Annotated in this window: 15 protein-coding genes; 13 read left to right on the top strand and 2 right to left on the bottom strand. The window is 55.7% G+C overall.

From position 1 onward, the window contains the following. Positions 1-4: 4 nt before the first annotated feature. Positions 5-106, bottom strand: a complete 102-nt coding sequence (gene prli42, locus C4S74_RS26500; RefSeq protein ID WP_016423989.1) for a stressosome-associated protein Prli42 — start codon at positions 104-106, stop codon at positions 5-7. Between the two features lie 71 nt (positions 107-177). Between prli42 and C4S74_RS10025 the strand changes: the two genes are divergently transcribed. After that, a complete protein-coding gene (locus C4S74_RS10025) occupies positions 178-1,314 on the top strand; it encodes a M20/M25/M40 family metallo-hydrolase (RefSeq protein WP_103995182.1) in 1,137 nt (378 codons plus the stop codon). Positions 1,315-1,573: 259 nt separating this feature from the next. Next, positions 1,574-2,599: an LCP family protein gene (locus tag C4S74_RS10020; protein ID WP_103995181.1), complete on the top strand. Its 1,026-nt coding sequence runs from the start codon at positions 1,574-1,576 to the stop codon at positions 2,597-2,599. Between the two features lie 36 nt (positions 2,600-2,635). Here the strand turns inward: C4S74_RS10020 and mciZ are convergent, their stop codons facing one another. After that, positions 2,636-2,773 carry a Z-ring formation inhibitor MciZ gene (mciZ, locus tag C4S74_RS10015; protein WP_103995180.1) on the bottom strand — a complete coding sequence of 46 codons (138 nt, stop codon included), beginning with the start codon at positions 2,771-2,773 and terminating at the stop codon, positions 2,636-2,638. A gap of 218 nt (positions 2,774-2,991) precedes the next feature. On the opposite strand from mciZ, the gene C4S74_RS10010 reads away from it, so the two are divergent. From C4S74_RS10010 to C4S74_RS09960, 11 genes are all read left to right on the top strand, one after another. After that, positions 2,992-3,558, top strand: a complete 567-nt coding sequence (locus tag C4S74_RS10010; protein WP_103995179.1) for an NUDIX hydrolase — start codon at positions 2,992-2,994, stop codon at positions 3,556-3,558. Further along, positions 3,558-4,799 carry an endonuclease Q family protein gene (locus C4S74_RS10005; protein WP_103995178.1) on the top strand — a complete coding sequence of 414 codons (1,242 nt, stop codon included), beginning with the start codon at positions 3,558-3,560 and terminating at the stop codon, positions 4,797-4,799. Before C4S74_RS10010 ends, C4S74_RS10005 begins: the two co-directional genes overlap by 1 nt. A gap of 148 nt (positions 4,800-4,947) precedes the next feature. Beyond that, complete coding sequence (locus C4S74_RS10000) at positions 4,948-5,451, top strand: PCYCGC motif-containing (lipo)protein (protein ID WP_103995177.1); 504 nt, start codon at positions 4,948-4,950, stop codon at positions 5,449-5,451. Positions 5,452-5,771: 320 nt separating this feature from the next. Next, positions 5,772-6,413: a stage II sporulation protein M gene (spoIIM, locus tag C4S74_RS09995; RefSeq protein WP_103995176.1), complete on the top strand. Its 642-nt coding sequence runs from the start codon at positions 5,772-5,774 to the stop codon at positions 6,411-6,413. Between the two features lie 102 nt (positions 6,414-6,515). Continuing rightward, positions 6,516-7,037: a Fur family transcriptional regulator gene (locus tag C4S74_RS09990; RefSeq protein ID WP_103995175.1), complete on the top strand. Its 522-nt coding sequence runs from the start codon at positions 6,516-6,518 to the stop codon at positions 7,035-7,037. Positions 7,038-7,265: 228 nt separating this feature from the next. After that, the gene (locus tag C4S74_RS09985; RefSeq protein WP_103995174.1) at positions 7,266-8,075 is read left to right on the top strand and encodes an SDR family NAD(P)-dependent oxidoreductase; all 810 of its coding nucleotides are present in this window, start codon (positions 7,266-7,268) and stop codon (positions 8,073-8,075) included. A gap of 133 nt (positions 8,076-8,208) precedes the next feature. After that, on the top strand, positions 8,209-8,445 hold the full coding sequence (locus tag C4S74_RS09980; protein ID WP_103995173.1) for a DUF4227 family protein: 237 nt from the start codon (positions 8,209-8,211) through the stop codon (positions 8,443-8,445). An 82-nt stretch (positions 8,446-8,527) separates the two neighbouring features. Then, complete coding sequence (gene xerD / locus C4S74_RS09975) at positions 8,528-9,427, top strand: site-specific tyrosine recombinase XerD (RefSeq protein ID WP_103995172.1); 900 nt, start codon at positions 8,528-8,530, stop codon at positions 9,425-9,427. Positions 9,428-9,678: 251 nt separating this feature from the next. Beyond that, the gene (locus C4S74_RS09970) at positions 9,679-10,500 is read left to right on the top strand and encodes a purine-nucleoside phosphorylase (RefSeq protein ID WP_103995171.1); all 822 of its coding nucleotides are present in this window, start codon (positions 9,679-9,681) and stop codon (positions 10,498-10,500) included. A 169-nt stretch (positions 10,501-10,669) separates the two neighbouring features. Next, complete coding sequence (locus tag C4S74_RS09965) at positions 10,670-11,050, top strand: hypothetical protein (RefSeq protein ID WP_103995170.1); 381 nt, start codon at positions 10,670-10,672, stop codon at positions 11,048-11,050. Positions 11,051-11,324: 274 nt separating this feature from the next. Further along, positions 11,325-14,027, top strand: coding sequence for a CHASE3 domain-containing protein (locus C4S74_RS09960; RefSeq protein ID WP_258042444.1), 2,703 nt, complete (start codon positions 11,325-11,327; stop codon positions 14,025-14,027). The last annotated feature ends 96 nt before the right edge of the window (positions 14,028-14,123 follow it).

Genomic DNA, 14,123 nt, shown 5'->3' with positions numbered 1-14,123 from the left:
CGTATTATGAGGTAGTCAGGAAGCTGAGGGAGACCATCAAAGTCGAGGCGACCATGCTGAACAGCATGATGTACACGACGATTTTGAACAGACGGTTGCGTTTCATACCAATCACTCCTATTCGGACAAACTTTTCGCTGACTCTATTGTAAACCATAGCAACAACGGAGGGAACCCATGATCCAGCAGGAACGGTTAATAAAAGAATTTATCGAGCTTGTCCAGGTCGACAGCGTGACGCAATACGAACAGGAGATCAGTGTAGTCCTGCAAAAGAAATTCAAGGACCTCGGTCTTTCGATCCAGACGGACGACGCGGCCGAGAAAACCGGACATGGCGCCGGCAACCTGATTTGCATGCTGGAAGCGAACGGCGCACCGGAATCGACTCCGTGCATTTTCTTCACCAGCCATATGGATACGGTGGCTCCGGGCAACGGAATCAAGCCGCAGATCGGTGAAGACGGGATTATCCGCAGCGACGGGACGACGATTCTGGGAAGCGACGATAAAGCCGGAATCGCGGCCATGTTCGAGGCTATCCGGGTGCTGAAGGAGCAGAATATCGCTCACGGTCCCATCCAATTCGTGATCACGGTCGGGGAAGAATCCGGGCTGAAAGGCGCCCGTGCGATGGATCCGTCCGTCATGAAGGCGAAGTTCGGCTATGCGCTCGACTCTAACGGCGAAATCGGCGAGATCGCCGTTGCGGCTCCGGCCCGCGCCGAAATCAAAATCGTCATGTACGGCAAATCCGCTCATGCGGGCGTGAATCCGGAAGACGGCATTTCGGCCATTCAAGTGGCGAGCAAAGCGGTATCCCGCATGAAGCTGGGACGCCTGGATTCGGAGACGACGGCGAACATCGGCAGCTTCTCCGGTCTCGGTCCCCTCAACGTGGTCTGCGACCGTGTGCTTCTCGAAGCGGAAGCGCGCAGCATCGTCCAAAGCAAGCTGGAGGCACAGCTGGCCGCGATGGAGCAGGCGTGCAAAGATACGGCGGCCGATTTCGGCACGACGTGCGATTTCGAAGCCGACATCGTCTATCCCGCTTTCATGCACGACGAAACATCGCCGGTTGTGAAGCTGGCCATGAAAGCCCTGGAAGGCATGGGCTGCAAAACCGGCACATTCCATTCCGGCGGAGGAAGCGACGCGAATATTTTCAACGGCATGGGAATTCCTACGGTAAACCTGGCGGTAGGTTATAAGGAAATTCACACCACGAACGAACATATCGCCGTATCCGATCTCGTGAAAACAGCGGAAGCGGTCGTGGCTATCGTGCGTGAAGTAACCGAACAAGCGAAATAAGCACTCCCAAAACCTCCATTCGGGCAGCCCTAACGGCACTCCGGATGGAGGTTTTGTTTTGGTTTTTTTTGGTTTCTGGTCCGCTCCGGTATAATCGGCAAAGACGTACGTCTCCCCCGGAGAAGTACGTCTTTGTTCCGGTTTCTCAAAGTTTCCCGCTTTCTACAGAAGATGTTAGAGGCGGGGATCTTTTTTTTACCGGCGGTTTTCCCATACTACGGATAAGTGGACAACGCATAACCGGGGGTGGACGGAACGGATGAAACGAGAACGCAGAAGAAAAAAACTCTGGCTCTGGGCGGCGCTGCCTCTTGCACTGCTGCTCGCGGCAGGCGGCTATTACGGCTGGCACGCTTATCACAGCTGGGATCTGGTGTACAAAGAACGGACCGAAACGGGGGTTCCGCAAAGCACGCCGGTTAATCCCGCTCCGGTCCGTGAAACCCTTGCCAAGGAGACGTACGTGTTTCTGATGCTGGGAATAGACTCGGGAAACGTCGAGCAGGGGCGTTCGGACACGAACATGCTGGCCGTTGCCGATTCTTCGAACCAGAAAATAACGCTGCTGTCGATCCCGCGGGATACGCGAATCCGCATTCAGGGACACGGCAGAGAGAAGCTGGCGCACGCTTACGCTTACGGGGGAGCGGATCTGGCCGTGAAGACGGTCGAAGCGTTTTTCGGCATACCGGTGGATTACTATGTGGCTTTTAACTTTAACGGAGTCAAAGAATTTGTGGACACGCTCGGAGGACTTTCTGTTGACGTGGAGAAAAATATGGACTTCGACGACCGGATTACCCATCGTCATGTGTATCTCAAGAAAGGCCGGCAGACGCTGAACGGTCAGCAGACGCTGAATTACGCCCGGTACCGGGGGGATGCGGACGGAGATTTCGGGCGAATGCGCCGCCAGCAGCAGGTTGTGCGCGAGCTTCTTACCCAGACGGTTCAATACCGCAACGTGGCTAAGATCAATAACCTGCTCAAAATTATGGGCGGCAATGTCCGCATGGACATACCGGCCCGGACCGTATTCCAGTTTGCGGGAACCTTCTCGGCCCTGACCGGAGACGACGTGGTTACGATGCCGATTGAAGCCGATACGGCGACAATCGGTGGAGTGTCATATATGAATATAACGGAGAGCGAGCGCAGCCGGGTATCGGCCGAATTGAAGCGGCTCATCCGTAAACAGCCGGACCATACAGCGGCACCTTTACAATCGTACGGGAGTTACGACAAGATTGAGTTCTGGAACGGAAGCAGGTTCGGGAGACCGTAATCGATTGATGCCTGCCGAGGGCTGCGAAGCGCCGGGTTATCCGGATTTTTGTTCGAGGAAAACGACGAGCGGCAGGTCGCGTCCGCCCTTCTTTACGGCGAGCTCCAGGTATTGTTTGATCTCCCATGCTTTTCCGACGAGACGCAGGCTTTCGGAAGCTGTATAATTTTTCATGATTCATTCCTCATTTCCGCAATTAGTTTAGGTTAAAAACCTATGCGAGTAAGGGACGAGTTATGTCAGCTGTTAAAATAAGGCACAAAACCCTGTATTCATTCTTTCCCCGTTTTGCCATAATTCAACACAGGGTAAAGCCGCTTTTTTTCCGACATTTGATATAATAGGGGAGAAAACAAAGCGTTTCCGGGGATTGCCCGGGGGAGGAGCGGAACATGTCAGCAGATCAAAACAACCGGAAATTTGAGGAAGTTACGATAAAAACCGAACCCATCTTCGAGGGGAAAATCATCACGCTGCAGGTGGATCATGTCCGTCTGCCGAACGGGGAAACGGCTACGCGCGAGATCGTGAAGCATCCGGGCGCCGTGGCGGTTTTGGCCTTAACAGACGACGACCGGATGATCGTGGTGGAGCAGTACCGCAAGGCGCTGGAGAAAAGCCAGGTGGAGATTCCGGCGGGCAAGCTCGATCCGGGCGAAGAGCCTATCCGGGCGGCGATCCGCGAGCTGGAGGAGGAAACCGGCTACAGCTCGGAGTCGGTCCGTCCGGTTTGCTCCTTTTATACGTCGCCGGGCTTTGCCGATGAAATTCTTCATCTGTTCGTAGCCGAAAATCTGGTGCGGGGGGAAGCGCGGCCGGACGAGGATGAATTTCTGGAGTGCGAAGAAATCACCCTCCAGGAGGCGAAAGAGCTGATTGCGCGCGGGAGCATCAGCGACGCCAAAACCATTACGGCCGTGTACGCCTGGCAGGCGTACAAGCTGACGGGCTCGTTCTGATGCTGCGGACGTACTACGCGGATCTTCACATTCATATCGGCCGGACGGAGAAGGGAGCCGCCGTCAAGATCAGCGGAGCCCGGAACTTGACGTTCTACAACATTGCCCGCGAGGCGTCCGACCGTAAAGGGATCGAGATCGTTGGCATCATCGACTGTCATTCTCCGGCGGTGCAGGAAGAAATCGAGCACTATCTCGCGGCCGGAGAAATGAAGGAGCTGGACGGCGGGGGCATCCGCTATCAGCAGACCACCGTTCTGCTGGGAAGCGAAATCGAGGTGCGCGATCCCGGGATGGGACCGGTGCATCTGCTCGTTTTTCTCCCGAAACTGGCTCAGATGAAAGAGTTTACGGAGTGGATGCGTCCGCGCATGAAAAATGTGGAGCTGAGCTCCCAGCGCATGTACGTCACGGCCAGGGAGCTTCAGGCCGAGGTGCTGGGCCGGGGCGGCATTATGATTCCCGCCCACATTTTTACGCCGCACAAAAGCATTTACGGCAGCGGATCGACCCGTATGGAGCACATGCTGGAGCTGGACGGGCTGGCGGCTGTCGAGCTCGGGCTGAGCTCCGATTCCGAGATGGCGGGCTATCTGCCGGAACTGGACCGCTACACGTACGTTACGAATTCGGATGCTCATTCGCTCGGAAAAATCGGCCGCGAATACAATGAGCTGCTGCTGGCGGAGCCTACGTTCGAGGAGTTTGTGCTCGCTCTCCGGAGGGAAGGCGGGCGGGCGGTTACCGCGAACTACGGCCTTAATCCGCGGCTCGGCAAGTATCACCGCACCTACTGTTTAAGCTGCGAAAGCATCCTGGATGAGAGCGAGGCGGCCGTCGGAAGATGTCTGTACTGCGGCAGCCCCAAAGTGGTGCGGGGCGTCATGGACCGCATTCTGGAGCTTGCCGGACGCGGGGAGCCGTATGTGCCGGATTACCGTCCGCCTTACTACTACCAGGTTCCCCTGGAGTTTATTCCAGGACTGGGCAAAAGAAAGCTGGACGGGCTGCTGGCCAGATTCGGCACCGAAATGAACATCCTGCACCGGGCGACACGGGAAGAACTGGCCGAGACGGTGGGGGACGACATCGCCGGGATGATTCTGGAGGCCCGTTCGGGAGTTCTTGATCTCCAGGTGGGCGGCGGAGGCACCTACGGGAAGGTAAAAGCGCCGGCGAAAGCTTCCGCGAAAGCGCAGCCGGCTGACGAGGGTACGACGGACGAAAGCTCAACCAGCTGAAGGCTGGAAGGCTGAGGCCTGGGAATCGAAGGCCGAGGTTTAAAGCTGAGGCTGGAAACCTAAAGCTGAAGGCGTAAGCTCGCCCGCTTGAGAAAGCTGAAGCGGGAAGATTGATCTAATTCCCGCATAGGGAGAGGGGAATGTACAGATGAACAAAAAATGGGGACTGCTTACGGCGGCTCTTTTGTGCGCAAGCATGCTGGCGGCCGCCTGCGGAAGCGGCGGAGCCAAGCAGGAGGCGCACGGAGCCGGCGAGGCGCATCATGCCGCGAACGGGGACCTGCAGGAGAAGACGGCTTCGTCCGCCGTCCTGCCGTCTTTCCTGAACAAGCAGCGCGAAGAGATCCGGCTCGTTTACGAGCTGGCAGGCAAAAACGCGGACCTGCTGCAGTCCATGCCGTGCTACTGCGGCTGCGGCGAGAGCGCCGGTCACAAGAGCAACCAGAACTGCTTTATCCGCGAAACGAACGCGGACGGCTCCATAGTCTGGGACGATCACGGGACCCGCTGCGGCATCTGTCTCGAGATCGCGGTAAAGGCCGTCTCGCTCAAGAAGGACGGCAGGACGCCGCTCGAAATCCGCAAGGTGATCGACGAGACCTACCAAGGCAGTGCGGGCAAGCCGACCGATACGCCTCTGCCGGCGGCGTAAGACGGAAAGCGGCATTCGCGCAGCAGCCGATGACCTTGCCCGCCACCAGCAGACGCATCCTCGCGCAGCGGGCAGAATCCGGCGGAGAACGACGGATGGCATTCCTGCCGGACGATCGACCGCCTGCCGCCACTGCCGCAAAAAGGAAAGCCCTCGATTCTTAGGAGGGCTTTTTTTATTTCAAGCCGACGAAACGGGGGAGCGCCGCATAGCGCCGGTCGCCAATCCTGTCCGTTTTCGCACCGCCCGCCGCCTGGTCTATCCTTGTTGTCTCCCGCATAGAATGCTTATAGTGAACAAGCGGACAAGGAGGACTTATCATGCCGGCTATGCAGACCTTGAAACAGTATTTCAGAGAACAGTTTACGCTCTTTCTATTCGTCTCGGTCCTCTTCGTCGTGGGTGTCGTGTTCGGCGCAGTCATGGTCAACGCGCTGTCTCTCGAGCAGAAGCAGGAGCTGGGGCGCTATCTCAGTTCGTTCTACCGGACGATAGAGGACGGGGCACAGGTGGACGGAAAGCAGTCGATGCTGGCGGCGTTCTCCCTTCACATGAAATGGATCCTGCTTATTTGGACGCTGGGGCTGTCCGTAATCGGGCTGCCGCTCATCCTTGTGCTCGATTTTCTCAAAGGTGTGCTGATCGGCTTCAGCGTAGGTTTTATGGTCGGGCAGCTTTCCTGGAAAGGGATCGCTTTCGCACTGGTTTCCATCGCGCCTCCGAATCTGATCGTGGTACCGGCCATTCTGATCTGCAGCGTCGTTTCCATCAGCTTCTCTCTTTTCATTATCAAAAACAGGCTCGTCCGCCGGAGCGGTACCATCTACCACCCGTTCATGCGGTACTCGGGCGTTACGCTGGCGATGGGCGTCTGCATGCTTGGGGCGGCGCTTTTGGAAGCATTTTTGTCTCCGACGATGATGAAGTGGGTTACACCGATGCTGGCGGCTTTTGCTAACTAGAATTATTCTAAATAGTCGTTTGACTTTCGTGACTCCCTCCCTCTATAATGAAAAAAGGGAAACTATCGCGCCGTTTAGACGCGTTGTAAGAGGGGGAGGAGTATGGAAGCACGTATTGAGAAGATCAAGCAGCAGCTGCAATCCCAAGGTTACAAGCTGACTCCCCAGCGGGAAGCGACGGTTCGAGTGCTGCTCGAGAATGAAGAAGATCACCTTAGCGCCGAGGACGTATTTATGCTCGTCAAGGACAAAGCTCCTGAAATCGGACTTGCTACCGTGTACCGGACGCTCGAATTGCTTAGCGATATGCATGTGCTTGAGAAAATGAATTTTGGAGATGGCGTAGCCCGCTACGATCTGCGCAGCGACAGCACCCATCACCATCATCATCATTTGATCTGCGTGCAGTGCGGCGCAGTGGACGAAATTATGGAAGATTGGCTGGGACCGCTGGAAGAACGGCTCGCCCGTGAATATAACTTTAAAGTGCTGGATCACCGCCTTGATTTTCAGGGTATCTGTCACAGATGTCAGGAGAAAGGCGCCGATCAGCCGAAAAATAAAGACACTAACCACAAGCATCACCATCATCATGCAAGCGCAAAACCTTCCACGCTCGTTTAAAACCGGCGCGGAAGGTTTTTGTCTGTCTGACGCGTCCTGTGATGACGGAAAGCCCGCTGCAAATTCAGCGGGTTTTTGCCGCTTCCGGATCCTTTCCCGGAGGAGATGAATATCAGGCGCGTTCTTTCGTTTCTTCGGGCGGTTCACCGGGTAAGGAGGCAGTGGAACATACCCATCACCAACATGCCGCTGCCTGGCGCAGGATCGGCTTTCAGAGGAGGACGGACCATGGAGCAAACGAATGGCGTACATACGGGGGATTACGGCTTGGCCGGAAAAACGGCTCTGATCACGGGAGCAAGCTCGGGGATAGGCAAAGCGGCGTCGCTCAGACTCGCCAAGCTGGGGGTCAAGGTCTGCCTGGTGGATATCAGCAAAGAGCATGCCGAGGATGTCCAGGAAATTATTATGCGCAAGGGCGGGGAAGCGATTGTCGCGGAAGCGGACATTTCCGACCCGGAGCAGGTCAAAACCGCGTTCGGGAAGGTGCGGGATACGTGGGGACGACTTGATATCGTGCTCGCCAATGCGGGCATCAACGGCAAAATAGCGCCGATCGAGGATCTGGAGCCGGAGGAGTGGGACGCGACCCTGCAGACCAATCTGAAAGGCACGTTCCTGACTGTAAAACATGCGATTCCCCTGCTCAAAGAAAACGGGGGCAGCATCGTTATTACCAGTTCCATCAACGGAACGAGAATTTTCAAAAACTTCGGGTTCACGGCCTACAGCTCTTCCAAAGCAGGGCAGGTGGCTTTCGCCAAAATGGCTGCACTTGAGCTGGCCCGCTATAAAATCCGCGTCAACGTGATTTGTCCCGGTTCGATCAACACGAACATCGAGGACAGCACGGAACGTACGCCGGAGCTGGAAGAGATTCGGATTCCGGTCGAATATCCGGAGACGAGCATGCCGCTGGCGGACCGTCCCGGAACGCCGGAGCAGGTGGCGGATCTGCTGGTTTTCCTTGGCTCCGATTTGTCCAGCCACGTTACGGGCACGGAAGTATACATCGACGGGGCGGAGTCGCTTCTATAACGGCTTAAGCAGGGGAGCGCCTGCGGGTGCTCCTTTTTTCCTTTTTACAAATCAGAACCTTGCCCGAGTGCGGACGGAGCCGCATATCCGGCGTTCCCCGGTCATACGCTTGTAATAAAGGGGGACGGGTTATATGATCGTATCCGTACATAAATGGCTGGAAAGAACCAAGTTTCTCATTTTGTTCGTCACGCTTACGTATGTCCTGTACCGGGTGTTTGCCCTGTTCTCGGTCTGGGTCGAACCGGTTGACAAATACCGTCATCCCAGCGGAACCTCGGTAAAAGTGTTCCAGCAGCACGCGATTCAGACGGAAGGCAGCGAGAGCATGGCCACGAGGCTCCGTTTGTTTTATTGGTACGGGGAATAAAGAGGAATTACCGGATTTGTGACGAATGGTATATAGACTTAAAACCGGCTAGCTTAGAAATGCCATGAAGGAGCAAGGAACCTTGAGAGAAGATCTGGAAGTATTCATGGACTATCTGGAACATGAGAAAGGGTTGTCCCGGAATACGCTCGAATCGTATGCTCGGGATTTGCAGCAGTATATAGAATTTCTGGAGCAGCAGAACGTCCGGACGCTCGGTGAGACGAGCAAGGTGCATGTGGTCAGCTATATCGCCCGTCTGAAGCAGCTCGGCAGGGCAACGGCGACCCAGTCCCGGACGCTTGTTTCGGTCCGTTCCTTGTACGGTTATATGATCCGCTGCGGAAGAATGGATTTCGACCCCACGCGGGATATCGAGAATCCGAAGCAGGAGAAGAAGCTGCCCCAGGTGCTGACCATGGACGAGATGGAGCGGCTGCTCGGGGCGCCGCAGACGGACACGAGCAACGGCATCAGGGACAAGGCGATGCTGGAAGTGCTGTACGCGACCGGTATCCGCGTGTCGGAGCTGATCAGCCTGGATGTCGGCGACGTCAACACGAGCCTCGGATTTGTCCGCTGCGTCGGAAGCGGGGCGAAGGAGCGGATTATTCCGCTCGGAACCATGGCCGCCAAGGTGGTCGACGAGTATGTATCCGCTTCGCGGCCGCAGCTGTTGAAGGTTCACAAGCCGGAAACGGCCTTGTTCGTGAACCATCTGGGTACGCGCATGACCCGCCAGGGCTTCTGGAAAATGCTAAAGCGGTACGCCGCGGACGCCGAAGTAGACAAGGACATTACGCCGCACACCTTGAGGCATTCCTTCGCCACGCATTTGCTGGAGAACGGGGCGGATCTGCGTTCCGTGCAGGAAATGCTGGGTCACGCCGACCTCTCCACTACACAAGTGTATACGCATGTGACGAAATCCAAGATGAAGGAAGTTTACGACCGGACGCATCCGAGAGCGAAAATGACGTGACGGTTACCCGGCCCCTTTAGGGGCTTTTCCTTTTGCCGGTCCGGAAGTTACCTTTAACGCGTCAATGCGTTATTGGGTATTTTTGCATCCCGGGGGCAATAATGAGATAATGTCCATGCTGTTTTTGCCTTACATAAAAAAAATGACCAGGCTGTACCCGCATTTGACAACCGGAGGGGGTTGTCCAAATGAAACAACCTTTTTCAAGGAATTCAAATAATCGGACACAATAAGAGAGGAAGTGTTCTTACATGAGCACAGAAAAACAACGCGTCACCGAAGCGGCGGCTTATATCGAGGGGAAGCTCGGCTTCCGTCCTACCGTCGGTCTTATTCTCGGCTCCGGACTCGGCGTCCTGGCCGATCTGATCGAAGAAGCTGTCGTTATCGATTACAGCGATATCCCGCATTTCCCGGTTTCGACCGTTGAAGGTCATGCAAGCGAGCTTGTGGCCGGTACGATTAAAGGCAGACAAGTCGTTATGATGAAAGGCCGCTTCCATCAATACGAAGGATACGGCGCGGAAACTGTCGCTTTCCCTGTCCGTGTCATGAAAGATCTTGGCGTTCAGACGCTCATCGTGACCAATGCGGCGGGCGGAGTGAACACCTCTTATGAAGTCGGCGATCTGATGGTGATCCAGGATCACATCAACTTCATGTTCCGCAACCCGCTTATCGGTCCTAACGACGACGAGCTCGGAGTGCGGTTCCCCGATATGTCCGAAGCTTACAGCAGAAGGCTTGGCAAGCTTGCGCACAACGTTGCGGAGAAGCAGAATTTCTCTCTGCGCGAAGGGGTCTACCTCGGCCTTCTCGGCCCGACTTACGAAACGCCGGCCGAAATCCGCATGATCCGTACGCTCGGAGCGGATGCCGTCGGTATGTCGACCGTACCGGAAGTGATCGTCGCACGCCACGCCGGCATCGAAGTGCTCGGCTTCTCCTGCATCTCGAACATGGCCGCGGGCATCCTGGACCAGCCGCTTTCCCATCAGGAAGTAATGGAGACGACGGAGAAGGTCAAGCCGAAGTTTCTTCAGCTGGTTCTCGGCATTATCGAGGAGCTGTAGAGCTTTTTGCAGACGGCGCCGCTTGGGGCAGAGAACGGTCCGAAGCGGCCTGGAGATCAAATATCACAAAATTGTCACAAATTATTCGAAGTTTGCCTCAGGAAAGGATTAGGCAATTTCCGATATTTTAGGTACAATAATTAGGTAATTACGCGATGGGGGGATCTTCATGTACAAGTGGATCATGTTTGTACTATTTATCGGCGCGAGTGCTATGGGAGTGGGTTTCCTCTTTCAAGATATCAATGCCCGACAAGCGGAAAGAGCCGCGGAAGAAACAGCCGGCGCTTCTCTCAAAATTGCAGCATCCAACTGGAAATTCGATCAAGCGGAGTACAAAATTCCGAAAGGCCAGACCAAGGTTTCTCTCATCCTGAAAGAAGGCGTGCACGCCATCGACATTACGGGTGAAGGCGTTGACGTTAAGCTGGACGGAACGAACAAGTCCCAGGAAGTGAACTTCGAGAAGCCGGGCAAATACGAAATTAAATGTATCCTGCCTTGCGGCGAAGGCCATGACGAGATGAAATCGGTTCTGGTGGTCGAATAAGAGCGGTACGGTTATGGAAAAGGAGTCCCTGGCGGGCTCCTTTTTGTTTCTCCGCGCGCGGCAGGGGCTCTTTTTATAAAAATCTAGTAAAGACAGTTAGCACGTGACAGAGATCAGTAGTATACTAGTTAAATTGAGCTTTTTATTGCGAATGCGAAAGGCTGTGTTTGCTGCAGGCCTCTGCTAGTCGTGTGCCTTATCCGGAGCATGCGGCCTATCAGCCGTGCCCTTGTATTCGTTTATAGAGAAGTATAACTAGCTAGGGGGAGTAAGTGTGGCGCGAGCACGGCGTTTCAGTATCCGGTGGAAAATTATGTCCGGCTACCTGCTTATCCTGATCTGCCTGGGAGCCTCGATTTTTGCCGTTAACGGACGGATTGTATCTTTACAGAACGAGATCGACTTTGTCACCGAGCACGATATCGCGGTGCATGACATTACGTCGGAGATAGAAAAACAGCTTCTCGACATGGAGACCGGCCAGCGGGGGTATGTCATTACCGGCGACGACCGCTATCTGGAACCGTACGAGAAAGCGCAGGCGAACTGGCTGACCGATTACGATACGCTTCACGGGCTTGTTGCCGACAATCCCTCCCAGCAGAAGCGTCTGGAGGAGCTGCGGTCGGTTATCGAGGAATGGATCGCCGAGTCGGGACAGCCTGTCATTGCCTGGAAAAAAGCCGGGAATACTCCGCAAATCCAGCAGTATTTTCAGGAGGATCCCGGTAAAAAATATATGGACCGGATCCGTGTGATGATCGACACGTTCCGCAGCACGGAAACGAAGTTGACGGTGGACCGGGTAGCCAATCTGGACGAACGGAATCAGGATATGCGCAGCGCCTTGTACCTGATGATGTTCGGCGTGGCGGCTGTAGCCATTGCGACGGCCATACTCATCTCCCGCTCGATTCAGGGAACGATCAGCAAGGTTATCCGCGCCATCAACCACCTGGCTTCGTCGGACGGAGATTTATCCGAGCGGATCGAAGTGAAGTCGCGCGATGAAATCCGCGACCTCGGGGACGCCACGAACCGTCTGCTCGACAACGTGCAGCGTGAGACCGAGGAGAAAACGCAGGTGGCCGAGCTGACGACCGCCCTGCAGGGCTTTACGGACACGACGGCTCTTGCCGAAATGTTCGTCCGCAAAGCGGCGGAACTGTTCCGCGCCCCGTACGGCGTGGTCTACGTGCTTCAAACCGTCGAAGGCGAGTACGGCCTTCACCGGATGGCGGCCTATGCTTCCGATGGCGGAGACGGAGAGCGCCGCCGCATGTTTAAGCCGGGCGAAGGGCTCGTCGGGCAGTGCGCCGAAGAAAACCGGATGCTGGCCGTCGACCACCTGCCGGAAAACTATGTGACGGTCCGCTCGGGCCTCGGAGAAGCGGCGCCGCGGCATATTCTGATTGCGCCCGCTTCCTTCAAAGGTTCGGTTACGGCCGTGGTGGAATTCGCCTCCTTCGAACCGTTTACGGCTTCTCAGCGTCAGGTATTGAGAGAGCTTCTCAGTTCGTTCGCCATTATTCTCAACAGCGTCGGAAGCCGCATGGAAGTGGAGCGCCTCCTGCAGGAATCCAGGGTGATGGCGGAGGAGCTGCAAGTTCAATCCGAAGAGCTGCGCACCCAGACGGAAGAAATGCAGGTCACCAACGAAGAGCTGGAAGCCCAGTATCGGGTATCGGAACAAAAAACGCTGGAGCTTGAGCAGGCGTCGCTGGAGCTTCAGGCCAAGGCGGAGCAGGTGCAGCTGGCTTCCCAATACAAATCGGAATTTCTGGCGAATATGTCCCATGAGCTGCGGACACCGCTGAACAGCATGCTGCTGTTGTCCCAATTCCTCGCCGAAAACCAGAACAACACGCTGAGCGATGAGGAACTTCAATACGTGGAGCTGATTCATAAGGCGGGCAACGATTTGCTCGCGCTCATTAATGACGTTCTCGATCTTTCCAAAGTCGAAGCGGGCAAGCTTGAAGTGAATTACGCGCCGTTTAATCTGACGGAGCTGCCCGACAAAATGGAACATCTTTTCGGAAAAATGCTGGAAGACAAAGATGTCGCGTTCAAACGTACCATCGAGCCCGGACTGCCGGAGATCATCCAGACCGACGGACAGCGGCTGGAGCAAATCGTCAAGAATTTGCTGTCGAACGCGGTTAAATTTACACATTACGGCGAGGTAACCCTGTCGCTGCGGCGTGCCAAAGAAGACGAAGAGAACCACCTGCTGCCCGGTCTCGACTGGACGACGGCACTTGCGATATCCGTCCGGGATACCGGGATCGGCATTCCCAAGGATAAGCAGGAGCATGTCTTCGAGGCGTTCAGACAGGCGGACGGGGCCACGAGCCGGCAGTATGGAGGCACGGGGCTGGGACTGTCCATTTCCCGCGATCTGGCCGGCCTGCTGAACGGCTGCATCCATCTGGCGAGCGAGGAAGGAGCGGGAAGCACCTTCACGCTGTATATCTGCTGCCTGGAACGGGCGGATACGGCCAGTCTGGAAGCGGCTTCCGCATTGGAAGCGGAGGCCGCTGCCCTGCCGGCGCCGGTTAAGCCGAAGCGCGAAGCTTCCGGGCGTACGGGAACGATTATCGCCGGAAAAACGGTGCTTATCGTGGATGACGATCCCCGCAACGTCAAGGCGCTCAGTGTGGCGCTGGAAAGCAGAGGGATGCGCGTGCTGACGGCAGGCGACGGAATCGAATGTCTGGCGCTGATGGATCGGACGCCGGGTATCGACGTCGTGCTGATGGACATCATGATGCCGGGAATGGACGGATATGAGGCGATGACCCGCATCCGGCAGCGCGAAGAGTGGGCGGATCTTCCGCTCATTGCCGTCACGGCCAAAGCCATGAAGAACGACCGGGATAAATGTATCGAAGCCGGAGCTTCGGACTACATCTCCAAGCCCGTCGATTTAAATCAGCTGATCTCTCTGCTGAATGTCTGGTTAAACGAGAATTGAAGTACAGGATAGAGTAGAGCGCGGCTGAGAAGCCCGCTCTTTTTTTATGGAAGACTTTTGCTGGGACAGGGAATCACTGGAATATTTTCGCCCGGT

Source organism: Paenibacillus sp. UNC499MF (genome assembly GCF_900107975.1).
Lineage (GTDB): Bacteria > Bacillota > Bacilli > Paenibacillales > NBRC-103111 > Paenibacillus_F.
This window is presented reverse-complemented; position numbering and strand designations above follow the sequence as displayed.